Below are 23196 nucleotides of genomic sequence, written 5' to 3' on the forward strand. Positions count from 1 at the left end.
GTTCTGGACGGAGGATCGCGATGCTCACCGCAAAGCAGCATGAGCTTGTCTGCTTCATCAATGACCGTTTGAAGGAAACCGGCGTGTCGCCGTCCTTCGAGGAGATGAAGGAGGCGCTGGACCTCAAGTCCAAGTCTGGCGTCCACCGCCTGATCTCCGCGCTGGAGGAACGCCATTTCATCCGCCGCCTGCCCAACCGCGCCCGCGCGCTGGAGGTGTTGCGGATGCCCGATCGGCCCGAAAAGCCCATGGGGGCTTCGGCACCAGCGGCGACCTCGGACGCTGTCCGCAGCCCCTCGCTCCGCCCCGTGGCGGAACCCGCCAATGACGTGGTCGAAATCCCGCTGCATGGCCGGATCGCCGCCGGCCTTCCCATCGAGGCGTTCGAAGGTAGCTCGACCCTGGCCGTGCCCGCCGCGCTGCTGGGATCGGGCGAGCATTATGCGCTGGAGGTTTCGGGCGATTCGATGGTCGAGGCGGGGATTCTCGATGGCGACTATGCGCTAATCCGCCGGACCGATGTGGCGCGCGACGGCCAGATCGTCGTCGCACTGATCGACGATGCCGAAGCGACGCTTAAATATTTCCGTCGCGAGGGTTCGATGGTCCGGCTCGATCCGGCCAACCGCGCTTATGATCCCCAGCGTTACGCCCCCGCGCAAGTTCGGGTGCAGGGCAGGCTGTCGGGTATCCTACGCCGCTACGACTGAGCCGGACGGGCCGCTGTCGCGGCCTCGATCCAGGGGTGACGATCGCCCGGTCGGTGCACCATATCGACCTGCGGCGGCCCGAGCCGGATCGTCACTCCGCCCGTCCGTCGCAAAGCTGGCGCATCGAGCTTCAGCCAGCGCGGACGACAATCGGGCGGCAAGCGGCGGTCGGCGATGACGATGTCCATGCGTTGGCATAGCGCGATCAGGTCGCGCCAGGGCAGCGCATAGCCGCTCCGGGTCGCTGCGATCCGCCAGACCTTGCCGTCTCGTGTAACCCGTGTAACGCACATATCCGGCCCGCATCGTGCGCTGGGTCGATCGGCGAGCGCCTGCGGTTCCCCGTCGGCTCCTCCCATTTCCGACAGGGCCGAGCGGATATAATCGCCCGCCCGGTCGCGCAGCAGGGCGACGCCCTTTGCACTCACCACCGCGACATGACGGCCGTCCCCCGTGACGATCAGGTCGGGCGTCGGGGCGAGCAGCATCGCGGCGAAGCCCAGGGCGAGCGTCGGCAGCCCCAGCCACCGCCAGCGGGTCCGCCACAGCGCCACCCAAAGCCCCCCGCCCACCGCCGCGGCAAAGGCCCAGCCCGGTGCGACCGGCAGCGCGACGACCGCGCCAGGCATTGCGGCGACATGGTGTGCCAGCGCCAGCAGCAGGCCCAGCGACCGCCCCAGCAGCCACCAGAAGGGTCCGGCCACCCCCAACGGCTCGAGCAACAGCGCGATCATCTCCAGCGGCATCGCGACGAAGGTGGTCCAGGGGATGGCGATGATATTCGCCATCGCGCCGTAGAGCCCGGCCTTATGGAAATGGAAGATCGCGATCGGCATCAACGCCGCCTCGACCACCAGTCCGGTCACCAGCAGCGCCGCCAGATGGCGAAGCGCCGACCACCGCCAGTCCGGATGCGGCCCGAACCAGCGCCGCATCGCGGGATGATCGTGCAGCGCCACGATGGCGGTGATCGCCGCGAAGGAAAGCTGGAAGCTCGCCCCCATCAGCGCCTCGGGCCGGAAGAGCAGAACGATCAACGCGCCAGCCGCTACCAGCCGCAGGGTCATCGCCTCCCGCCCCAGCGCGAGTGCCGCGAGCACCAGCATCGCCGCGACGCAGGACCGGATCGTCGGCACCTCCGCCCCGGTCAGCCAGGTATAGCCGATCGCCGCGACCGCCCCCGCCGCTGCCCCCAGCAAAGGCAAACGGACCCGCAAAGCCAGCCACGGCCATAACGCCAAGAGCCGCATGGTCAGGACCATGACGATCCCGACCACGGCGGTGATATGCAGGCCACTGACCGACAACAGATGGGCGAGCCCAGCCCGGCGCATCGCCTCCGCATCCGAATCATCGATCGCGCCCACATCCCCGGTGGCGAGCGCCGCCGCGATACCACCCTCGCTGCCCGTGATCCTTGCCGTGATTCGCGCCGACAGACGCTGCCTAAGCCCCATGGCCTCCGGAGACGGGCGCAACAGCGTAACCGGTGCGAAGCCACGCCCGGTCGCGCCGATCCCCTGGAACCAGGCCGCTCGCGCAAAGTCATGGCCGCCCGGCGCGACCGGACCCGCAGGCGGCATCAACCGGGCCCGCAAGCTCACCCGCGCGCCCGCGCCCAAACCATCGATCGCATCCTCCTCCGCCAAGGAAACCCGGATGCGCGGCGGCAAGGTCAATGCGCGTCCCCGACCATCGCGCGCGGCCAGCGGATGCAGCATCAGCCGCACGATCCGCCGTGCCGCCAGCCGGTCCACCCCCTCCACATCCGCCACCAATGTCGCGATCGTCGGTCGGCCAAGCACCGGAGCGCCCACCGACTCGGCACGCGCCCAAGCAAGCAGCACCCCCGCGCTGACCAGCAACGCCGCCATCGCCAGCAAGCGCGGCACCCGTCCGCCATCCGCCAGCGTCGCCGCGCCGAGCCCCATTCCGGTCAGCGCCAGCACCACGGCGATCCACGCGCGCGGATCGGGCAGCATGAACCATGCCGCGATCCCGACGCCCAGCATCACCGGCACCCATAGCGGCAACTGGTTCCGCTCCGCCTCGGCCCAATGTTCCAATAAGCGAAGGCGCGGCATTTGGCGGCGCGGACGCTTGATGCTAGGGGCTGCGGCGGCTGAATGGGCCATCGGATTTCATGATTGGGAGTATGCGCGGTTGAGCGCAACAGATGATATCGCCGCCGGATCGAACGCCACGCCCGTGGTGACCCGCTTCGCGCCTTCGCCGACGGGTTTCCTCCACATCGGCGGCGCGCGCACCGCGCTGTTCAACTGGCTGTTCGCGCGAGCGAATGGCGGCAAGTTCCTGCTGCGCATCGAGGATACCGATCGCGCCCGCTCGACCCAGCCCGCGATCGACGCGATCCTGGAGGGCATGCGCTGGCTGGGCCTGGACTGGGACGGCGAGGCGGTGTTCCAGTTCGCCCGCGCCGATCGCCATGCCGAGGTCGCGCGGGAGATGATGGCGCGCGGCCATGCCTATCGCTGCTACATGACGCAGGAGGAGATCGCCGCCCAGCGCGAGGCCGCCCAGGCCGCCAAGCAGCCGCTGCGCATCCGCTCGCCCTGGCGCGACGCCGATCCCGCGACCGCCCCCGAAGGCCAGCCCTTCGTCGTCCGCCTGCGTGCGCCGCGCGAAGGTGCGGTCACGATCGAGGACCGGGTACAGGGCAGCGTCACCGTCCAGAATGCCGAACTGGATGATTTGGTCCTGCTGCGTTCGGACGGCACCCCGACCTATATGCTGGCGGTGGTGGTCGACGACCACGACATGGGCGTGACCCATGTGATCCGGGGCGACGATCACCTGAACAACGCCTTCCGCCAATTGCCGATCTACAAGGCGATGGGCTGGCCCGAGCCGATCTATGCGCATATCCCGCTGATCCACGGATCGGACGGCGCCAAGCTGTCCAAGCGTCACGGCGCGGTCGGGATCGAGGCTTACCGCGACGAGATGGGTATCCTGCCCGAAGCGCTCGACAATTACCTGCTCCGCCTGGGTTGGGGGCATGGCGATGCCGAGATCATCGCGCGCGAGGAGGCGGTCAAGTGGTTCGACCTGTCCGCCGTGGGCAAGGCGCCGTCGCGCTTCGACCTGAAGAAGCTCGAAAATCTCAACGGCCATTATATCCGCGAAGCCGATGATACGCGCCTGGCCGACCTGGTCGCCCAGCGGATGGGCGTCGAGAATATCGCGCTGCTGACCGCCGCGATGCCCTCTCTGAAACCGCGCGCCGCGAATCTGAACGAACTCGCCGATGGCGCGCGTTTCCTTTTCGCGACCCGTCCGTTGACCATGGACGAGGCGGCGCAGGGCCTTCTCGACGAAAAGGCACGCAACATTCTCGTTTCGGTACACGCCGCGCTTGACGCGGTGCACAACTGGGATACGGAGCTTTTGGAAGACGCGGTACGCAAGGTGGCCGAGGCAGAGGGCGTCAAGCTCGGCCAGGTCGCCCAGCCGCTCCGCGCCGCTTTGACCGGACGCAAGACGTCTCCGGGGATCTTCGACGTGCTCAGCCTGTTGGGCCGTGAGGAAAGCCTGGGTCGGATCGCGGACCAAATGACCGCAGATAGGAAGGATCACTGAGCATGAGCGATACCGCGAATTTCAACATCGGCGGCAAGGGCTTCGACTATCCGGTCATGTCGGGCTCGATCGGCCCGGACGTGGTCGATATCCGCAAACTCTATGCCCAGACGGGCGCCTTCACCTATGATCCCGGCTTCACCTCGACCGCGTCGTGCCAGTCGAAGCTGACCTATATCGACGGTGATGAAGGCGTGCTGCTGCACCGCGGCTATCCGATCGGCGAACTGGCCGAGAATAGCAGCTTCATGGAGGTCGCCTATCTGCTGCTGAACGGCGAACTGCCGAACAAGGCGGAACTGGAGGGCTTCAACACCACGATCACGCGCCACACCATGGTGCATGAGCAGTTGGCGGCGTTCTTCCGTGGCTTCCGTCGCGATGCGCACCCGATGGCGATCATGTGCGGCGTGGTCGGCGCGCTGTCGGCCTTCTATCACGATTCGACCGACATCCATGACCCGGTGCAGCGGACGATCGCGTCGCACCGCCTGATCGCCAAGATCCCGACGATCGCGGCGATGGCGTACAAGTACAGCGTGGGCCAGCCCTTCCTGTACCCGGACAATTCGCTGTCCTACACCGGCAACTTCCTGCGCATGACCTTCGGCGTCCCTGCCGAGGCCTATGAGGTGAACCCGGCCGTCGAAAAGGCGATGGACCGCATCTTCATCCTGCACGCCGACCATGAGCAGAACGCGTCGACCTCGACCGTGCGCCTGGCGGGGTCGTCGGGCGCCAATCCGTTCGCCTGCATCGCGGCGGGCATCGCCTGTCTCTGGGGTCCGGCGCATGGCGGGGCGAACGAAGCCGCTCTCAACATGCTGCGCGAGATCGGCACGCCCGATCGCATCCCCGAGTTCATCGCCCGCGCCAAGGACAAGAACGATCCGTTCCGCCTGATGGGCTTCGGTCACCGCGTCTACAAGAACTACGACCCGCGCGCGACCGTGATGCAGAAGACCGTGCGCGAAGTGTTCGACGCGCTGAAGGTCAACGACCCGCTGTTCGAGACGGCGCTTCGTCTGGAGGAGATCGCGCTGAACGACGACTATTTCGTCGAGAAGAAGCTGTTCCCGAACGTCGACTTCTATTCGGGCGTGATCCTGTCGGCGATCGGCTTCCCGACCGAGATGTTCACCGTGCTGTTCGCGCTCGCCCGCACCGTCGGCTGGGTCGCGCAGTGGAACGAGATGATCACCGATCCCGACCAGAAGATCGGCCGTCCGCGTCAGCTCTACACCGGCCCGACGCAGCGCGCTTACGTTCCGGTCGAGCAGCGCTAAGCCATGAACCGGGTCCGGCCGATCCTGATCGCCATCGGCGTCCTTCTGGCGCTGACAGGGCTTTTGTGGATCGGTCAGGGCCTGGGCTATATCCGCTGGCCGCAGGAAAGCTTCATGCTCGGCCAGGGCGAATGGGCCGATCGCGGTGCCTTCGTCGCGGTGGCGGGGTTGGTGCTGGTCCTGGTCGCACGGCGACTGCCCAGGCGGCGCTGATCGATCCGGCCGATGTGGGAAAAGGGCTCCTTCGGAGGCCCTTTTCTATCGGGCGCGCAGGCCCAGGGTGAAGGTCGCGCCCTGCCCCGCCTCGCTCTCGACCGTCAGGTCGCCGCCCATCGCGCGCGCCAGTCGCCGCGCGATATAAAGGCCCAGGCCATTGCCGCCGGGTTCGGACGGATCGACCCGCTCGAACTTCTCGAAGATGCGCGGCTGGTCTTCGGGCGCTATCCCCTTGCCGTGATCCGTGACGCGGACCATCGCCCAGTCAGCCTCCCGCGCGACGCTGACCACCACTTCCCCACCATGGGGGGAGTAGCGCAGGGCATTGCCGATCAGGTTGATCAGGATCTGAAGCGAGCGGCCGAAATCGCCGACCGCGCTCATCCCCTCCGCCATGCCGGGGCGACGGATCGTCACCCCCGCCGCATCGGCACGCACGGCCAGCAGCCCCGCGGCGCGGCGCGCGACATCGGCCAGATCGATCGGTGTCGCGGCCAGGCGGAAGTCCGGCTGCTCGATCGCCTGTAACTCGACCAGATTGTCGACCAGCCCCAGCAAATGCCGCCCCGCATGGGCGATATCCCCGGCATATTCGGCATAGTCCGCCGCGATCGGCCCATCGGCACGCGCCGCGATGCTGTCGGCATTCGCGACGATCCGGGCGAGCGGCGTGCGAAGCGCACGGTCGAGCCCGGCGGTGAAGCTCTCGGTCAAGGGCGGCTGATGGATCGGCGAAGGGGTGTCGCCCTCCCCCTCGCCCGGCTGGTCGATCAGGAAGGTCGCGCCGGTCAGCCCCGCGACCCCCCCCATCCCGTCATGCCGGATCGCCGCCGACAGCCGAACCGGCGCATCGGTCGGGCGAAGCCGGGCACAGCGACCGTCGAGCGGCGCGGCGGCGCGCATCAACTCGTTGGTATCTCCCGTCGCGGGATCGAAGGCGAACAGCGCGTTCAAGGGGCGCCCGAGCAATGCGTCGGGGTCGAAGCCGTATCGCGCCCCCGCCTCGCGCGACAGGAAGGTCAGGCGTAGCGCGGCGTCGGTCTCCCAGCGGAAATCGGCTCCCATCGCGGCATGGTCCGGCGGCGTCGCAACGGGCCGCCAAGCGGGTCGGTCGCGCCAGCCGCTGACGCTCAGCCTGATCTGCCCCGTCTCGGGCCGTGCCTGCACCCACAGGTCGAGATCGCCCTCGTCATCGGCGACCCGCACCTTGCGCGATACGGATATTCCCAGACGGCGCGCCAGTCGTGCGATCCGCGCGATGGGCGGGACCGCGATCGGATCGTCCGCGCCGCCGCCCGCACGCATGTGGAGCAACTCGATGGGCGGGTCGGCGGAGAGGAGATGATCGCCCGCATCCAATATGGCGCGCGCCACCATCGATTCGCCGGGGCCGTCGATCGAGGTCAACGCGACGCCCCCTCGTCCAGCCGCGCCATCGCCTCGCGAAAGGCGCGCGGCAGGCCCAGCGTGGCGATGGCGCGCCGCGCGTCCGCCGCCGGGATCGCCATGATCGCATCCAGCGCGTCGGCAAAGCCGTCCACGTCACGTCGCCCATCCGCCTCCGACAGGGCAAGGCCGATCCGCGCCACCGCCGTGCGGCCCAGGTCAAGCGACCGCAGGACCAGCCATAGCCGATCGCCCTCCGGCTCCAGCACGATGTCGCGCAATTCGTCATGCTCAATGCCCGTGGCATGGGCGAGCAGCGCAATGAACAGGCCGAGTTGCCGATCCGACAGGCTCTCGAGCAGAAGGTCGGGCAGTTCGGCGGGACGCGCATCGATCGCCTCCGCCAGCCTCAGGACCGCCGCATCCGGGCTCTCCGATTCGCCATGCGCGGCCAGCACCCGCTCCGCCGCTTGCGCCAGGGCGCGGTCCAGCCCCGCATCGTCGCCCTGACGCAGTGCGGCGGCGACGGTCCAGACCAGATTGCGACGCACCGCGCCGGGCAAGGCGATCGCCTCGCCATCCGCTTCCACCATGCGCGCGCGACCCTCAGCGGCCAGTACGGCGCGGGCCGACGCGGCGACGATCCGGTCCGGTGCTTCGATCAGGCGAACGAGCAGGCTGGGCCCGTCGCCCGCCATGCTTTCGATGGGTAGCGCCTCGGCCAGCAATTGCTGGCGGACCTGCGCGACCAGTTCGGCGACCAGATCGGGCGCATGGAACAGCCCCGCCCGCCGCATGCGCGCCATCGCCTCCGCTGGCGAAGGCGGAGCGACGGGATCGCGTTCGCCGTCGTCCTCGGCGCGCAGCCGCTCGGCCTGGTGCAACAGGTCGGCGGCGGTCGTTTCGACCAGCGCGTCCAACCGCGCGGCGACCTCGAACCGTATCCGGTCGGTCAGTCGCGAATCATAGTCGAGCCGCAGGTCGGCCACCGCGCCCTGACGCCGCGCGGCGGCACGCATACGCGCCATGGCCACCCGCTCGGATAGCCGAGCGCGCTGCCAATCGAGGGCATCAAATGGGTCCGGTGCGACCGCCATCCGGCATCGCTAATGCCTTTGATGTTAAAGCGACACTAAACTTGCGCGCGTAATGTCTCGATTGCGGACGCCAAAGTGACAATCGCATAGATGCTGGCGAGCACCAGTCCGCCGAGCGTCATGCCCAGCATGGTCGCGGGCAGGACGACGAGCAGATAGGCCGGAGGGCTGGCCCACCAGCGCCGCCGAAAGCGATACAGCGCCGCCCGCTCCGTCAGAATCGCCAGGACGATCAGCATGATGGCGAACATCGGCGCCAGATCGTCGGCCCAGAGGCGATAATGCTGCCACCCCAGCACGGCGATGGCGAGCGCGGCCAGCCCGGCGATCAGCGCCGAATGCGCCCGCACCGCCCCCTGCTCGTCGCGAAGCCCCGCCAGCGTCTCGGCCAGGCCCAGACCCAGCGTACCGATGATCGTGACAAGCAGTCCGAAGGCGGGCAGCCCGAAACCGATCAGCACCAGCCCCAACAGGCCCAGTCCCGTCCCCACCCCGCCCGCGACATGCGCGGGCACGGCCCGCTCGACCAGACGCGGCAGGCTCAACCGCGCGATGGGTGCCAGGACATAACGGTCGAACCAGCTCCGCCGCCCCGATACCAGCCGGGCGACCACGGCACGCCCCTGTGCATCCAGGGTCTCGGCACGATGGACGATGCCATGTCCGGCCTTCTGCGCATCGCCGGGGAGGAGAATATGGGTCGCATGGGCCTGCGCCGCGAGCCGCAGCAGCGTCGATTGCAGGTCGTAATCGCGCGGCAGGGCGGCGACCTCGGCCACGCGGCGCGGATCGACCCGCGCGACGCCCGCCCAGGCCATCTGGCCGCCGACCCGCTCCAGCCCCGCCTCGGCCCCCGCCTCCGGCACGACGACCAGCGCGTCATGGCCGGTGTCGCGCAGAACGAGCGCGATGGTATCCTCGGTGGTGATCAGGCCGTCGGCGAGCACGACCAGCCGCGACAGGGGATGCAGCTTCTCCGCCGCTTCCACCGCGCTGCGCACGGTGTCGACCACCACGCCGCGCTGGGCGATACGGGCGATCGCGCCCAGCAATTCGGGGGTCAGCCGGGCGACCACGATGATGATCTGCGCCGCGCCCGCCGCGATCAGCAGCCGGGCCTGATATTCGATCAGCGTCACGCCGGCGAACGGCAAGGTGGCCGTCAACCGCCCGGGGCGGTCGTCGGCGTCGTCAATCGCGAAAAGAAGACCGGACAGCATCGTCCGCTGTTAGGCGCTCGGGGCGGTCCTTGCCAGCCCCGACCGCACGCCCCCGCCCACCTCGTTCAAAGGCGGGCAACGAGCTTCCCGATCTGGTCGAGCAGCGCGGCGTCGCGGCCGTCGCGCTCCGCCGCCTGGGCGGCCAGGGTCATCAGTGGCAGGGCATTGACGCTCGCTGCCAGCCCCTTCAGCCGCAGGGCGGCCTCGCGCCATTCCTGACCGTTCTGCGCCAGGTGCATCACCTCCAGCACATGGGTGACGCCCTCGACGAAAGCACGGCGCAGATCCTGGATGACGGCGGGCTCATCGCCGGCAACTGCCGCCAGGGCGGAGTCGATCGTTCCATGTTCATAAGTCATTGCCCCCTCATAAACCGGAAGCCGCCCGCCACGGAATAGCGCAAATCGCTTCCTGCGGCGGGCAAACGTGATAAACCGACCCATTGTGACACGGGGGCTTTGATGATCGTGGATGTGCGCGCGGAGCGTCAGGACAGGTCGGACATGCCGGAAACGGCGTCGGATATGGCCGACCATGGCGCGCCGTACATGGCCCATGATAGCGCGCAGGACATGACCGCGATGACCGGCAGCCCCTGGCTGGACGAAGGGGCCGTCCCCGATCCCGTGGCGGAGGAGCCCGCCGCGCGCTGGCCGATGCTGCTGGCACTGGCGGGGGCGATCGGCTGGGTCGGGGCGGTCGCCGCCTGGGGCCTGTCGCGCTCGGGCGAATTGTCGATCGCCACCCTGCCGCCCCTGATGACGCTCGCGCTGGCGGGGCCGATGACGATCGCCGTCCTATGGCTGATCGTGCAGCGGAGCAGCCGCGCCGAGCAGCGCCGCTTCGCCCTGACCGCGCATGAGATGCGGGCAGAGGCGGTCGCGCTGGAGCGCGCGGTCGCCGCCATTGGCCAGGCGCTCGCCACGAACCGGGACGAACTGGCGGCGCAGGCGGAAAGCCTGTCGGATATGATGGAACTGGCGCAAAGGCATTTCACCACCATCGCGCGCGACCTGACCGACGATATCCAGATGGTCGAGGCGCATGGCCGCACCCTGGCCGATGTCGCCGCGACCAGCGGAGCCAGCCTGACCCAGTTGCTGGGCGCGCTGCCCCAGGCGGCGGAGGATGTCAGCGAGGCGAGCGACCGGATGGCCGATATCGCCCGCGCGGCGGAGACGCATGTCGCCGCGCTGGACGCCCAACTGGTCGCGCTGGGACGGCGTGGCCAGGATGCCGACACCATCGCCACCGGCGCGGCGATGCGCTTGGCCACCCATATCGAACAGATGGAGACGACCAGCCGCTCCGCCAGCCAGCATCTGGAAAAGGTGACCGCTACCGTCTCGACCACCATCGACGCCCTGCTCGATCGCACCGCCGATGCCATCGACCGGTCGCGGCAGAGCCTGGCCGCGCAAAGCGAGACGATGCTGGCCATGGTCGGCGCGAATCAGGCGGCGCTGGACAGTGCGGCGCGCGACAGCGCCGATGCGCTGGCCGAGCGGATCGCCGGTGTCGATGCCGCCGTCGCCCGGCTGACCCAGGAACTGGATGCCCAGTGTATCGCGGGCGCGGCGATCGTCCAGTCGCTCGACGGCGAACTGGAACGGGTCGAGACGCGGATCGCGCTGCTCCATATGCAGGGCACCGAAAAGTCACAGATGCTGGCCGCCTCGATCAGTGCACTCGGCGGATCGGCCGATGCGATGACCGGCGCGCTGGAGGCGGGCGAGCAGATGGCCAACCGCGTCATCGGCACGACCGAGACGCTGCTGATCGCGCTCGACGCCGCCGCGCGCGAGATGGATGAAACCCTGCCCGAAGCGCTCGACCGGCTCGATCAACGGATGCAGGCCAGCCATGCGGTCGTGGTGGAAACCAAGCCGGAATTGCTGGCGCTGGTCGCCGCCGCCGAAAGCACCCATGAAGCGATCGAGGCGATCGCGGACGTCATCGCCGAACAGCGCCAGACGCTGGAAAGCCTGTCGGGATCACTGCTCGAAACCCTGTCGAGCGGGCGCGCCAAGGCGGATGCGCTGGGCATGATGGTGGACGAAACCATCGAACGCTCACACCGTTTCGCCGACGAAGCGGCCCCCAAGCTGGTCGATGCGCTGCTCCGCGTGCGCGAGACCGCCGCGACCGCTGCTGAAAAGGCGCGTGAGACGCTGGCCGACGTCATTCCCGAGGCCGCCCATGCGCTGGAACTCGCCAGCGCCGAGGCGATGCGCCGCGCCACCGGCGACACGGTCGAGCGTCAGGTCCATGCCATTGTCGACGCGACCCAGGGCGCGGTCGAAGCCGCCACCCGCGCGACCGAGCGGCTGGCCAAACAGGCCGATCTGATCGTCGAGAGGACCGCGATCGTCGAATCGCGGCTAGAGGAAGCGCGGACCGAGCGCGAGGAAGCCGAACGCGACAATTTCGCGCGTCGCGCCTCGCTGCTGGTCGAATCGCTCAATTCGGCGTCGATCGACATTGCGAAAATCTATGCGCCCGAAGTCACCGACAGCGCCTGGGCCGCCTATCTGAAGGGCGATCGCGGCGTCTTCACCCGGCGGGCGGTGCGGATCCTCGACTCGCATCAGGCGCGCAACATCGCCGATCTGTACGATGACGATGCCAAGTTCCGCGACCATGTGAACCGCTACATCCATGATTTCGAAGCGATGCTGCGCGGGGTGCTCGCCCAGCGGGACGGATCGCCGCTGGGCGTGACGTTGCTGTCGTCGGACATGGGCAAGCTCTACGTCGCGCTGGCCCAGGCCATCGAGCGGTTGCGGTAACGGGGCGGCGCGGATGTCCCACGCACTTCGACTTCGCTCAGTGCGAACGGAGGCTTGGGCCTACCCTCACCCCCGTTCAGCCTGAGCGAAGTCGAAGGCCGCGCGCCGCCCTCGCCTCACCCGTTCAGCGCATAGACCCGCAACCGATGCCCGTCCGGATCGAGCGCGACGAAGCTTCGCCCAAAGGGTAGGTCGGTCGGCGGCATCAGCATCGTGACGCCCTGCTCGACCCAGTCGGCGTGACACGTATCGACGCCCTCATGGCTCTGCTTGAACCCGATCTCGATACCGCCGGTCACGCCGGTTGCGGGCGGATCGATCACGTCGCGACGCCAAAGGCCCAGCGCCTGGCCGGACGACAGAAGGAACAGGACAAACGCCTCGCTGGCATCCACGGGCTCTTGGGTTAGGACCCGGCGATAGAAATCGGCGCTGACGGCGGGATCGGCGACATGCAGCAGAATGGTGGTGGTCGGACATTCCATGACAAGGCTCCTTTGTTCGAGAGGAAACCTGCCTAGTCGGAACCCGCGTCAGTTTCCGTCAGCAGGAAGCGCTCCTGCGGAATGCCATGGGCCTCGCTCCATTCGCGCAACAGCACCGCACGGCGGCGTGGATAGCGCTCGGGCAAGGGGCGGGCCGCGACGATGCGGTCGATTCGGAATGTCCGATAGTCGCCCCGCAACTCGCACCAGCCGAGCAGCACGTCCGCCCGGTCGAACAGCGCGATCGCGAAGGGCCAGATGATCCGCTCGGACGCCGCCCCCTCGGCATCGCGGTAGATCAACGACAGACGACGTTCGCTGCGGATCGCCGCACGGAGAGGAGCGGGATCGACCTCCGCCTCATAGGCCTCGGAGCGCACACCGATGAACAAATGGGTGGCGCGCATCGCTTCGGCCTGTTCCGGCGTCATCGCGCGCATGATCCGCGCGACGGCACTGCGCGCCGCCTGCCCCATGGCCGGGTCCGCCCGCTCCGCGACCCAGCGCGCGCCGAGCACCAGCGCCTCGACCTCCTCCACCGGGAAGCTCATCGGCGGCAGCAGGAAACCGGGTTTCAGCCGATAGCCCAGCCCCGCCTCGCCCTCGATATCCGCGCCCATCGCCTGAAGTGTGGCGATGTCGCGATACAGGGTGCGCAACGATATGCCGAGTTGCTCGGCCAGATGACGCCCGCTGACCGCGCGGCTCTGGCGGTGGAGCAAATGCAGCAGATCGAACAGGCGGGACGCGCGCGCCATGTCAGACGCCCCGGCTCACCCCGCTCCAGTCGAGCATGTCGGCGGTGATCCAGCCATAGACGTAATTCAGATAGAACAGGCCGAACATCACCGTCGCGACGATCGTCGTGCGGCGAAAGAAGCGTCCGATCAGAAAGACATGCGGCGCGCTTTCGGCGGTGCCGGGGATATGCTCGGCCCCCGCCTCATGCGCGGTCCTGACCCCGAAGGGCAGGACCAGGAACACCGCCAGGAACCAGAACAGGACGTAGATCGCGAGGGCCGACGTCCAGTGCATGGCTTATCCCTCGATCAGCAGGACGTCGACGATCGGCTTCTTGCCGGTCCAGCGCGTCGCGACCTTGCGCACCGACAGACGGATATCCTCGCGCAGCTTGTCGCTGGCGCGGCGCGGGCCATCCACCGCCTTGGCGGCGGCGGCAATCGCCTCGGCGATGAACGCGTCGCGCTCGTCCTCGACAGGCACGCCCTGGACGCGAATCTGCGGACTGCCGACCAGCCGCCCCTTGGCAACCGCGACACCGACCGAGATCTGACCGTTGATCGCCAGCTTGCGTCGCTCGTTCATGGTCGATCCGTCGGACGGCAGGATGACGTCGCCGTCCAGCACCAGCCGCCCGACCGGCACCTTGCCGATCTTGGTGGCATTGCCCGGCAGCAACCGGACCATGTCGCCGTCCGACTGGACCAGCGTCTGCGGCACACCCTGCGTCGTCGCGAAGCGGGCATGTTCCATCATGTGGCGCATCTCGCCATGGACGGGCATCAGCGTGTTGGGCCGCAGCCACTTGTACATCTGCGCCAGTTCGGGCTGGCCGGGATGGCCGGAGACATGGACATGCGCCTGACGCTCGGTGACCATGCGGACGCCCTTGCCCGCCAGGATGTTCTGGATGCGACCGACCGCCGTCTCATTGCCCGGAATCTGGCGCGCCGAGAAGATCACCGTGTCGCCGGTGTCGAGCCGGATGGTGTGGCTGCCCTCCGCGATCCGCGACAGCGCCGCGCGCGGCTCACCCTGTCCGCCGGTCGCGACGATCAGGACGCGGTCCTTGGGCAGCCGCATCGCGGTTTCGGGATCGACCGTCTCGGGGAAGCCCTTGAAGTAGCCACAGGCCTTGCCGACCTTCAAAATCCGGTCGAGCGAACGGCCGGTGACGCACAGCTTGCGCCCCGTCTCCTTGGCGACCTCGCCCAGCGTCACCAGACGCGCGGCATTGGAGGCGAAGGTGGTGACGACCACCCGCCCCTTGGCCTTGGCGACCGTTTCGGCGATGCCGGGGCGGACACTGGCTTCGGAGCCCGACGCCTCGGTGTTGAAGGCGTTGGTGGAGTCACATACCAGCACGTCCACGCCGCGGTCGCCGATCGACGACAATTGCGCGGGGCTGGCGGGCTTGCCGATCACCGGGGTCGCATCGATCTTCCAGTCGCCGGTGTGGAACACGCGGCCCACCGCCGTCTCGATCAGCAACGCGTTCGCCTCGGGGATCGAGTGCGACAACGGCACGAAGGTGAAGTCGAACGGACCGACCTCGAACCCCTTGCCCGCTTCCATGACGCGCAGCTTGACGCGGTTGGCGCTGCCCTCTTCCTCCAGCTTGCCGCGCACCAATCCGGCGGTGAACGCCGTGGCGTAGATCGGCACGCCCAGGTCTTCGGCCAGATAGGGCAGCGCGCCAATATGGTCCTCATGGCCATGGGTCAGCACGATGCCGACCAGATCGTCCAGCCGGTCCTCGATGAAGCTCAGGTCGGGCAGAATCACGTCGATGCCGGGATAGGCCGGATCGGCAAAGGTGATGCCGCAATCGACCATCACCCATTTACCTTCGGTGCCGTACAGGTTCACGTTCATGCCGATTTCGCCCGAGCCACCGAGCGCGCAGAACAGCAATTCTTTCTTGGGAGTCATTCACTTCCTGACAATGGACGCCCACCCCGCTGAAAGCGGGTTCGGGGCGATAGGGGTGCGCCGGTCAAGGCGCGGTCATTCCTTTGCGGATGCGGACGCCCTGCGGCTTTTCGCGGGCTGTCCGATCCGAAACTTCATCGGCCAATATGGGCGCGTTCCCACAGGATCGCCAGCCCCTGAATGGTCAGGTCGGGTTCGATATGGTCGAAAACATCGGTATGCGGGCTGAGCAACGCGGCCAGGCCGCCGGTCGCGAGCACCTTGACCGGCCGCCCGACCTGCGCCTTCAGTCGCGCGACCAGCCCCTCGATCATCGCGACATAGCCCCAGAAGATGCCGATATGCATTTGGTCCACCGTATTGCGGCCGATGACGTTGCGGCTGGCCGGCGCCTCGATCGCGATGCGCGGCAGCTTGGCGGCGGCGGTGACCAGCGCATCGAGCGACAGGTTGATCCCCGGCGCGATGATCCCGCCCTTATAGGCACCCCGATAGTCGCTGATGTCGAAGGTGGTCGCCGTGCCGAAATCGATGGTGATGAGATCGCCCGCATGGAGTTCATGCGCCGCGATGGTGTTGACCGCACGGTCCGCGCCCAGCGAAGCGGGTTCGTCCACGTCGATCGCGATCCCCCACTCGGTCGGCGCTCTCCCTGCGATCAGCGGATCGACCTTGAAATATTTCTGGGCCAGCACCTGAAGATTGTGCAACGCACGCGGCACGACGGTGGCGATGATGACGCCGGTCACGTCCTCACGGGAATAGCCTTCGAGCGCCAGCAACTGACTGAGCCACACCGCATATTCATCGCCCGTCCGGCGCGGATCGGTGGCAATGCGCCAGCGGCCCTTGATCGTGCGCCCTTCGAGCAGCGCGAAGACCACGTTGGTGTTCCCGGCATCGATCGCAAGCAGCATGGTTCGTCCTTCAGACCAGGAAGATGTCACCGGCGTGGATGACATGGGTCACGCCATCCGCCAAGCCGAGTCGCAGCGCACCGTCCGGCGCCAGTCCCTGAAAACGGCCCGTAAGCGCCTGACCATCGGGCAGTCTGGCCGTCAGCGTGGTGCCCTGTGGATGGGCCCGCCCTTCCCACCTTTCGATCACGGCGGACAGACCGACCCCACGCCAGACTGCGACCCAATGGGTCATCGCATCGGCGAGCAGCGCCTGCATCGTCGCGGGCGCGACATCGACGCCATGATCGCGGAGCGCCGTCGTGGCGCGGTCGGGAAGGTCCGGGGCCGACGCCAGGTTGATCCCCATGCCGATGACGACCGCATCGCCGGTTCGCTCCAGAAGAATGCCCGACAGCTTGGCGCCGTCGATCAGCAGGTCATTGGGCCATTTCAGGCAGAGCCGCGGGCCGATGTCGGGGATGCAGGACCGGACGGCGTCCTCGATCGCGACGGCGGCGACCAGTGCCAGCGTCGCGGGCATCGGATCGCCAGGGCGCAAGCGCACCAGGGTCGAGCCATAGAAATTGCCGGAGGGCGAGGACCATTCCCGCCCCTGGCGTCCGCGCCCCGCCGTCTGCCGGTCGGCGCGGAGCCAAAGGCCGTCCCAATTACCGTCTTCGCCGCCTGCTTCGGCAAGCTGGCGAAGATCGGCATTGGTCGATCCCGTTTCCGGGACATGCAGCAATCGGCTCAGAACAGCGCCCGTGCCGCCGCCAGCGACCATGCGCCGAGCAGCGGGATCGCCAGATAACCGACCGGCGAAACGAACAGCGCCGACAGCGCGATCAGACCGTTCTCGACCGGCTGCGCATCGCCGTTGTCCCAGGCACCCGCCGGCTCATCGAAGAACATCGTCTTGATGATGCGCAGATAATAATAAGCGCCGATCACCGAGGCGACGACACCGATCACCGCCAGCGGGAACAGCCCCGCCGCGACCGCCGCATTGAACACCGCGAACTTGGCGTAGAAGCCGAGCAGCGGCGGAATGCCCGCGACCGAGAACATGAAGAACGCCATCGCCCAGGCCAGTGCCGGACGGGTCCGTGACAGGCCCGACAGGCTGGCGATCGACTCCAGCGGATTGCCGTTCTCGTCGCGCATCCGGATGACGATCAGGAACGCACCCAGCGTCATGATGACATAGATGGTCAGATAGGTCAGCACCGCCGCGACGCCCTGCGCCGTGCCCGCCGCCAGACCGATCAGCGCGAAACCGACATTGTTGATCGACGAATAGGCCAGCAGTCGCTTGATGTTGGTCTGCCCGATGGCCGCCACGGCACCCAGGATGATAGACGCCAGCGCTGCGAAGGTCACGATCTGCTGCCACTGCTGCACCGCCGACCCCATGGCCTCCACGGCCACGCGGATCGCCAGCGCCATGGCGGCGACCTTGGGGGCCGAGGCGAAGAAGGCCGTCACCGGGGTCGGCGCGCCTTCATAGACGTCCGGGGTCCACATGTGGAACGGCACCGCCGACATCTTGAACGCCAGACCTGCGAACACGAACACCAGGCCGAACATCAGGCCCAGCGAGCGCGTGCCCATCGCGGCATCACGGCCATAGGCGGTCGCGATCTGAGCGAAATCGGTCGACCCCGAAAAGCCGTACACCAGCGAGATGCCGTAAAGCAGGATACCCGAGGCCAGCGCGCCGAGGACGAAATACTTCAGACCCGCTTCCGCCGAACGACTGTCACGGCGCATGAAGCTGGCCAGCACATAGGCCGACAGGCTCTGGAGTTCGAGGCCGACATAGAGCGTCAGCAGATCGCCCGCCGACACCATCATGCCCATGCCCACGGCCGAGAGCAGCATGAGGATGGGATATTCGGGCCGCAAATCCTCACCCGCCGTCTTGGCGAAGAAGCCTGGCGCCATGACGATCGCCACCGCGGTCGCCAGATAGATCAGCACCTTGGCGAAACCCGCAAAGGCGTCCGCGCGATACAGGCCACCAAAGGCGAGCCCGCCCGTGGTCGAAGGACCGGCGAGCGAAACCATCGCCCCCGCCAGCACGAACACCGCCGCGATCGAGATACCCCGCGTCGAGGCGGTCCCGCCCCAGGCGGCGACGAGCATCAGCGCGATCGCGCCGAGGGTCAGCACCAACTCGGGCAGGACCATCAGAAGATTGAACGAATAGCTCATCAGTGCGCCTCCCCGTGCGCAGCTTGGTGCTCAGGGGCATGGGTGGTGGCCAGCGCGGGGTTGCCTGCGGTGGGACGGCTGTCCGAACCGGGGTTCGCCCGGTCGATCCGCTGGAGCAGGATCGTCACGTCCTTGCGCATCGGCGCGAGGAAGCTCTCGGGATACACGCCCATCCACAGCGTCACCGCCGCGATCGGAGCGAGCAACCACAGTTCGCGGTGCGACAGGTCGGGCATCGCCGCGACCTCGTCCGACTTGATCTCGCCATAAGCGACCCGCCGATAGAGATAGAGCATATAGGCCGCACCCAGGATGATACCGGTGGTGCAAAGCAACGCCGTCCAGGTCGACACCTGATAGGTGCCCATCAGCGACAGGAACTCGGCGACGAAGCCGCTGGTGCCCGGCAGACCGATCGACGCCATGGTGAAGAACAGGAACAGCACGGCATATTTCGGCATGTTGATCGACAGCCCGCCGTAGCGCGCGATCTCGCGGGTGTGCAGCCGGTCATAGATGACGCCGACGCACAGGAAGAGCGCCCCCGACACCAGCCCGTGGCTGAGCATCATGATCATCGCGCCTTCGATGCCCTGCTGGTTGAAGGCATAGAGGCCGATGGTCACGATCGCCATGTGCGCGACCGACGAATAGGCGATCAGCTTCTTCATGTCGGACTGCACCAGCGCGACCAGCGAGGCATAGATGACCGCCACCGCCGACAACGCGAAGATCAGCCAGGTAAGCTGTCCGCTCGCCTCCGGGAACATCGGCAGCAGGAAGCGCAGGAAGCCATAACCGCCCAGCTTCAGCAACACGCCCGCCAGGATGACCGAACCCGCCGTCGGGGCCTGAACGTGCGCGTCGGGAAGCCAGGTGTGGACCGGCCACATCGGCATCTTGACCGCGAACGAGGCGAAGAAGGCGATCCACAACCAGGTCTGGACCGAGGTCGGGAAGTCATAGGCCAGCAGCGCCGGGATCGACGTCGTACCCGCCGTGCGCGCCATATAGAGCATCGCGACGAACATCAGCAGCGAGCCGAGCAGCGTGTACAGGAAGAACTTGTACGACGCGTAGATGCGGTTCGCTCCGCCCCAGATGCCGATGATGAGGTACATCGGAATCAGGCCGGCTTCGAAGAAGACGTAGAAGAGGAACAGATCCTGCGCCGCGAAGGTGCCGATCATCAGCACCTCGGTGAACAGGAACAGGCCCATATATTCGGGCACCCGCTTGTCGATCGAACGCCAGCTTGCGCCGATGCAGATCGGCATCAGGAACACGCTGAGCATGATCAGCAGCAGCGCGAAGCCGTCGATGCCGAGCGACCAGCCGAACGGGCCGAAGATGCCGGGGGCATGTTCGACGAACTGCCACTGCGCGCCGCCCACATCGAACTGCGTCCAGAGCAGGATGCCCAGGGCGAAGTCGACCAGCGTGGCGGCCAGCGCCAGCATCCGCGCGCCGTTCGCGTTGAGGAAGAGGCAGGCAATCGCGGCAATGGCCGGGACCGCCAGCATGACGGAGAGGATCGGGAAGCCCTGCATCACGCGATCAACCCAAAATGGCCCAGGTGACGGCCGCGGTCAGGCCGATCAACATGACGAAGGCATAGCTGTAGAGGTATCCCGTCTGGAAGCGCGCCGCACCCTTGCTGCCGAGCTGGACGAGCCAAGCGACACCGTTGGGGCCGAAGCGGTCGATCGTCTTCTCGTCGCCGCGGTGCCACAGCAACCGGCCGATCGCGAAGGCGGGGCGCACGAAGAGGAAATGGTAGATCTCGTCGAAATACCATTTGTTGAGGAGGAAGCGGTACAGGATGCGGAACTGGTCCGCGAACTTGGCCGGGAACTCCGGTGCACGGATATAGGTCAGATACGCGGTCAGCAGACCGAGCAGCATCACCACCGTCGCCGACAGCTTCACCCACACCGGCACGCCATGCATCGAGTGCATCAGATGCTCGTTGAAGGCGATCGCGCCCTTCCAATAGCTCTCGCCCGCTTCCGGCTCGATGAACCAGCCATGGAAGACGAAGCCCGCCGCGATCGCACCGATCGACAGGACGATCAGCGGGATCAGCATGACCAGCGGGCTCTCATGCGGATGATAGCCGCCGGTACCTTCCGGCACGTCGGTGTGACCCGCGTCGTGCGTATGCGGCTCGTGACCGGCATCCTCCGAATGCGCGTCATTGTGATGCGCATCATGAGCGTGGCCGTGCGCATGATCGTCATGGCCGTGACCATGCGCGTCATGGACCGCGTGCTGGATATGCTCCGACCCGGTCCAGCGCGGCTTGCCCCAGAAGGTCAGGAACATCAGACGCCACGAATAGAAGCTGGTCAGCAGCGCCGCGATAACGCCCGCCCAGAAGGCGAAGCCCGAACCACCCGCATAGGCGACTTCGATGATCGCGTCCTTTGAGTGGAAGCCCGCGAAACCGAACGCCATCGGATTGCCGAACAGAGCCGGGATACCGACGCCGGTGATCGCCAGCGTGCCCATCATCATCGCCCAGAAGGTCACCGGGATGTGACGACGCAGGCCGCCATAATAGCGCATGTCCTGTTCATGGTGCATCGCATGGATTACCGAGCCCGCACCCAGGAACAGCAGCGCCTTGAAGAAGGCGTGGGTGAACAGGTGGAACATCGCCGCGCCATACGCGCCGACGCCTGCGGCAAAGAACATATAGCCGAGCTGCGAACAGGTCGAATAGGCGATGACCCGCTTGATGTCGGTCTGCACCGTGCCGACGGTCGCCGCGAAGAAGCAGGTGCAGGCGCCGATCACGGTGATGACACCGAGCGCGGTCGGCGAGGTTTCGAACATCGGCGACAGGCGGCACACCATGAACACGCCCGCCGTCACCATGGTCGCCGCGTGGATCAGCGCCGACACCGGGGTCGGGCCTTCCATCGCGTCCGGCAGCCAGGTGTGGAGGCCGAGCTGCGCCGACTTGCCCATCGCACCGACGAACAGCAGCAGGCAGAGCACGGTCATCGTGTCGAACCGGTATCCGAGGAAACCGATGGTCGAGCCCGCCATGCCGGGTGCGGCGGCCAAGATCGCGGGGATCGAGACGGTGCCGAACACCAGGAAGGTTCCGAAGATGCCCAGCATGAAGCCTAGATCGCCGACGCGGTTGACGACGAACGCCTTGATCGCGGCCGCATTGGCCGACGGCTTGCGGAACCAGAAGCCGATCAGCAGATAGGACGCAAGACCCACGCCTTCCCAGCCGAAGAACATCTGGACCAGATTGTCCGCCGTCACGAGCATCAGCATCGCGAAGGTGAAGAGGCAGAGATAGGCGAAGAAGCGCGGCTGATCCGGCTCCTCGCTCATATAGCCCCAGCTATAGAGATGGACCAGCGCCGAGACGCTGGTGATGACCACCAGCATGATCGCGGTCAGCGAGTCCACGCGCAGCGACCAGTCGACCGACATGTCGCCGCTGGTGATCCAGTGGAGCACCGGCGTGACGGTCGCGACATCGGCACCGCTCAGATAGCCGATGAAGATCGGCCAGGACAGCGCACAGGAAATGAACAGCGCGCCGGTCGTGACGACCTTGGCGGGCACGTTCCCGATGGCCTTGTTGCCGAACCCCGCAATGGCGGCGGCCAGCAACGGCAGGAAGACGATAGCGAGGATCAACCCGATTACCCCTTCATCCGGTTGACGTCGTCGACCGCGATGGTGCCGCGGCCACGGAAATAGATGACCAGGATTGCCAGACCGATCGCCGATTCACCGGCGGCCACGGTCAGCACGAACATGGCGAAGACCTGCCCCACCAGATCCTGAAGCGCGGCCGAGAAGGCGACGAGGTTCAGGTTCACGGCGAGCAGGATGAGTTCGATCGCCATGAGGATGACGATCAGGTTCTTCCGGTTGAGGAAGATACCCAGCACCCCCATGGTGAACAGGATCGCCGCGACGACCAGATAATGGACGAGACCGATCGTCACAGTTCCACCCCCTGCCCGATGGGCTGATTGATATTGCGGGTCGCCTCATGCGGCTGACGCGCATTCTGCTTGGCGATGTTTTGCGGACGGACGCCACCGCGCTTGCGATGTGTCAGCACGATCGCGCCGATCATCGCGACGAGCAGGACCAACCCTGCGCCCTCGAAGATGAACAGATAGCGCGTGTAGAGCAGGTTGCCGATCGCCTGGATGTTGGACACCTCCGGCGCGATGGGCGCGGCACGCGCGGCCAATTGCACGCCGCCGACGCTCCACGCCTGGAACGCGATGATGATCTCGGCCAGCAGGGCGACGGCGAGCGCCAGACCCAGCGGCAGGTAGCGCGCAAAGCCCGCCCGCATCGCCGCGACCTCGATATCGAGCATCATGACGACGAAGAGGAACAAGACCGCGACCGCGCCCACATAGACGATGACGAGCAGCATCGCGATGAACTCGGCCCCGCACAGCACCATGAGGCCCGCAGCGTTGAAGAACGCCAGGATCAGCCACATGACCGAGTGCACCGGATTGCGCGACGCGATCGTGAGCCCTGCGGACACGATCACCACGGTCGCGAAAATATAGAAGGCGATAGCCTGTATCACTGCCTGTCAGGCCCCTTTTCTGTCCGCCCCGAA

At 66.9% G+C, this 23196-nt stretch carries 21 protein-coding genes; 5 read left to right on the forward strand and 16 right to left on the reverse strand.

Annotated elements, in window-relative coordinates; translation table 11 throughout:
* Positions 1–20 precede the first annotated feature (20 nt).
* Complete coding sequence (gene lexA / locus SM191_RS03475) at positions 21–710, forward strand: transcriptional repressor LexA (RefSeq protein ID WP_341504995.1); 690 nt, start codon at positions 21–23, stop codon at positions 708–710.
* Here lexA and SM191_RS03480 read toward each other — a convergent pair.
* The gene (locus SM191_RS03480) at positions 701–2794 is read right to left on the reverse strand and encodes a ComEC/Rec2 family competence protein (RefSeq protein WP_341504996.1); all 2094 of its coding nucleotides are present in this window, start codon (positions 2792–2794) and stop codon (positions 701–703) included. The genes lexA and SM191_RS03480 overlap by 10 nt on opposite strands.
* 79 nt (positions 2795–2873) lie before the next feature.
* On the opposite strand from SM191_RS03480, the gene gltX reads away from it, so the two are divergent.
* The 3 genes from gltX to SM191_RS03495 are packed head-to-tail and all read left to right on the forward strand — an operon-like array spanning position 2874 to position 5809.
* Complete coding sequence (gltX, locus tag SM191_RS03485; RefSeq protein ID WP_341504997.1) at positions 2874–4310, forward strand: glutamate--tRNA ligase; 1437 nt, start codon at positions 2874–2876, stop codon at positions 4308–4310.
* 2 nt (positions 4311–4312) lie between these two features.
* Positions 4313–5596: a citrate synthase gene (locus SM191_RS03490; RefSeq protein ID WP_341504998.1), complete on the forward strand. Its 1284-nt coding sequence runs from the start codon at positions 4313–4315 to the stop codon at positions 5594–5596.
* A gap of 3 nt (positions 5597–5599) precedes the next feature.
* Positions 5600–5809: a hypothetical protein gene (locus tag SM191_RS03495; RefSeq protein WP_341504999.1), complete on the forward strand. Its 210-nt coding sequence runs from the start codon at positions 5600–5602 to the stop codon at positions 5807–5809.
* Between the two features lie 45 nt (positions 5810–5854).
* On the opposite strand, the gene SM191_RS03500 is transcribed toward SM191_RS03495, so the two are convergent.
* The 4 genes from SM191_RS03500 to SM191_RS03515 form a co-directional block, all read right to left on the reverse strand.
* Positions 5855–7219 (reverse strand): sensor histidine kinase, encoded by a 1365-nt coding sequence (locus SM191_RS03500; RefSeq protein WP_341505000.1) that lies wholly within the window; start codon positions 7217–7219, stop codon positions 5855–5857.
* Positions 7216–8226, reverse strand: coding sequence for a hypothetical protein (locus tag SM191_RS03505; RefSeq protein ID WP_341505001.1), 1011 nt, complete (start codon positions 8224–8226; stop codon positions 7216–7218). The genes SM191_RS03500 and SM191_RS03505 overlap by 4 nt, the downstream gene beginning before the upstream one ends.
* A gap of 104 nt (positions 8227–8330) precedes the next feature.
* Entirely contained in the window at positions 8331–9515 is a 1185-nt protein-coding gene (locus SM191_RS03510) for a hypothetical protein (RefSeq protein ID WP_341505002.1), read from the reverse strand.
* Positions 9516–9580: 65 nt separating this feature from the next.
* The gene (locus SM191_RS03515; protein ID WP_306999779.1) at positions 9581–9874 is read right to left on the reverse strand and encodes an Hpt domain-containing protein; all 294 of its coding nucleotides are present in this window, start codon (positions 9872–9874) and stop codon (positions 9581–9583) included.
* A gap of 102 nt (positions 9875–9976) precedes the next feature.
* Here SM191_RS03515 and SM191_RS03520 point away from each other — a divergent pair, with 102 nt between their 5' ends.
* Positions 9977–12304: a hypothetical protein gene (locus tag SM191_RS03520; RefSeq protein ID WP_341505003.1), complete on the forward strand. Its 2328-nt coding sequence runs from the start codon at positions 9977–9979 to the stop codon at positions 12302–12304.
* A gap of 116 nt (positions 12305–12420) precedes the next feature.
* On the opposite strand, the gene SM191_RS03525 is transcribed toward SM191_RS03520, so the two are convergent.
* The 11 genes from SM191_RS03525 to SM191_RS03575 form a co-directional block, all read right to left on the reverse strand.
* On the reverse strand, positions 12421–12789 hold the full coding sequence (locus SM191_RS03525; RefSeq protein ID WP_341505004.1) for a VOC family protein: 369 nt from the start codon (positions 12787–12789) through the stop codon (positions 12421–12423).
* A 32-nt stretch (positions 12790–12821) separates the two neighbouring features.
* Entirely contained in the window at positions 12822–13547 is a 726-nt protein-coding gene (locus SM191_RS03530) for a helix-turn-helix transcriptional regulator (RefSeq protein ID WP_341505005.1), read from the reverse strand.
* A gap of 1 nt (position 13548) precedes the next feature.
* On the reverse strand, positions 13549–13824 hold the full coding sequence (locus tag SM191_RS03535; protein WP_341505006.1) for a DUF1467 family protein: 276 nt from the start codon (positions 13822–13824) through the stop codon (positions 13549–13551).
* Between the two features lie 3 nt (positions 13825–13827).
* Positions 13828–15462 (reverse strand): ribonuclease J, encoded by a 1635-nt coding sequence (locus SM191_RS03540; RefSeq protein WP_341505007.1) that lies wholly within the window; start codon positions 15460–15462, stop codon positions 13828–13830.
* Between the two features lie 134 nt (positions 15463–15596).
* The gene (locus tag SM191_RS03545; protein ID WP_341505008.1) at positions 15597–16379 is read right to left on the reverse strand and encodes a type III pantothenate kinase; all 783 of its coding nucleotides are present in this window, start codon (positions 16377–16379) and stop codon (positions 15597–15599) included.
* A 10-nt stretch (positions 16380–16389) separates the two neighbouring features.
* The gene (locus SM191_RS03550; RefSeq protein ID WP_341505009.1) at positions 16390–17106 is read right to left on the reverse strand and encodes a biotin--[acetyl-CoA-carboxylase] ligase; all 717 of its coding nucleotides are present in this window, start codon (positions 17104–17106) and stop codon (positions 16390–16392) included.
* Between the two features lie 5 nt (positions 17107–17111).
* Positions 17112–18575 (reverse strand): NADH-quinone oxidoreductase subunit NuoN, encoded by a 1464-nt coding sequence (gene nuoN, locus SM191_RS03555; RefSeq protein WP_341505010.1) that lies wholly within the window; start codon positions 18573–18575, stop codon positions 17112–17114.
* Entirely contained in the window at positions 18575–20125 is a 1551-nt protein-coding gene (locus tag SM191_RS03560) for an NADH-quinone oxidoreductase subunit M (RefSeq protein WP_341505068.1), read from the reverse strand. Before SM191_RS03560 ends, nuoN begins: the two co-directional genes overlap by 1 nt.
* A gap of 7 nt (positions 20126–20132) precedes the next feature.
* Complete coding sequence (nuoL, locus tag SM191_RS03565; RefSeq protein WP_341505069.1) at positions 20133–22247, reverse strand: NADH-quinone oxidoreductase subunit L; 2115 nt, start codon at positions 22245–22247, stop codon at positions 20133–20135.
* Positions 22247–22555 (reverse strand): NADH-quinone oxidoreductase subunit NuoK, encoded by a 309-nt coding sequence (gene nuoK, locus SM191_RS03570; protein ID WP_007404079.1) that lies wholly within the window; start codon positions 22553–22555, stop codon positions 22247–22249. The genes nuoL and nuoK overlap by 1 nt, the downstream gene beginning before the upstream one ends.
* Positions 22552–23163 (reverse strand): NADH-quinone oxidoreductase subunit J, encoded by a 612-nt coding sequence (locus tag SM191_RS03575; RefSeq protein ID WP_306999768.1) that lies wholly within the window; start codon positions 23161–23163, stop codon positions 22552–22554. Before SM191_RS03575 ends, nuoK begins: the two co-directional genes overlap by 4 nt.
* Positions 23164–23196: the final 33 nt, after the last annotated feature.

Source organism: Sphingomonas sp. 2378 (genome assembly GCF_038084995.1).
Classification (GTDB): Bacteria; Pseudomonadota; Alphaproteobacteria; order Sphingomonadales; family Sphingomonadaceae; genus Sphingomonas.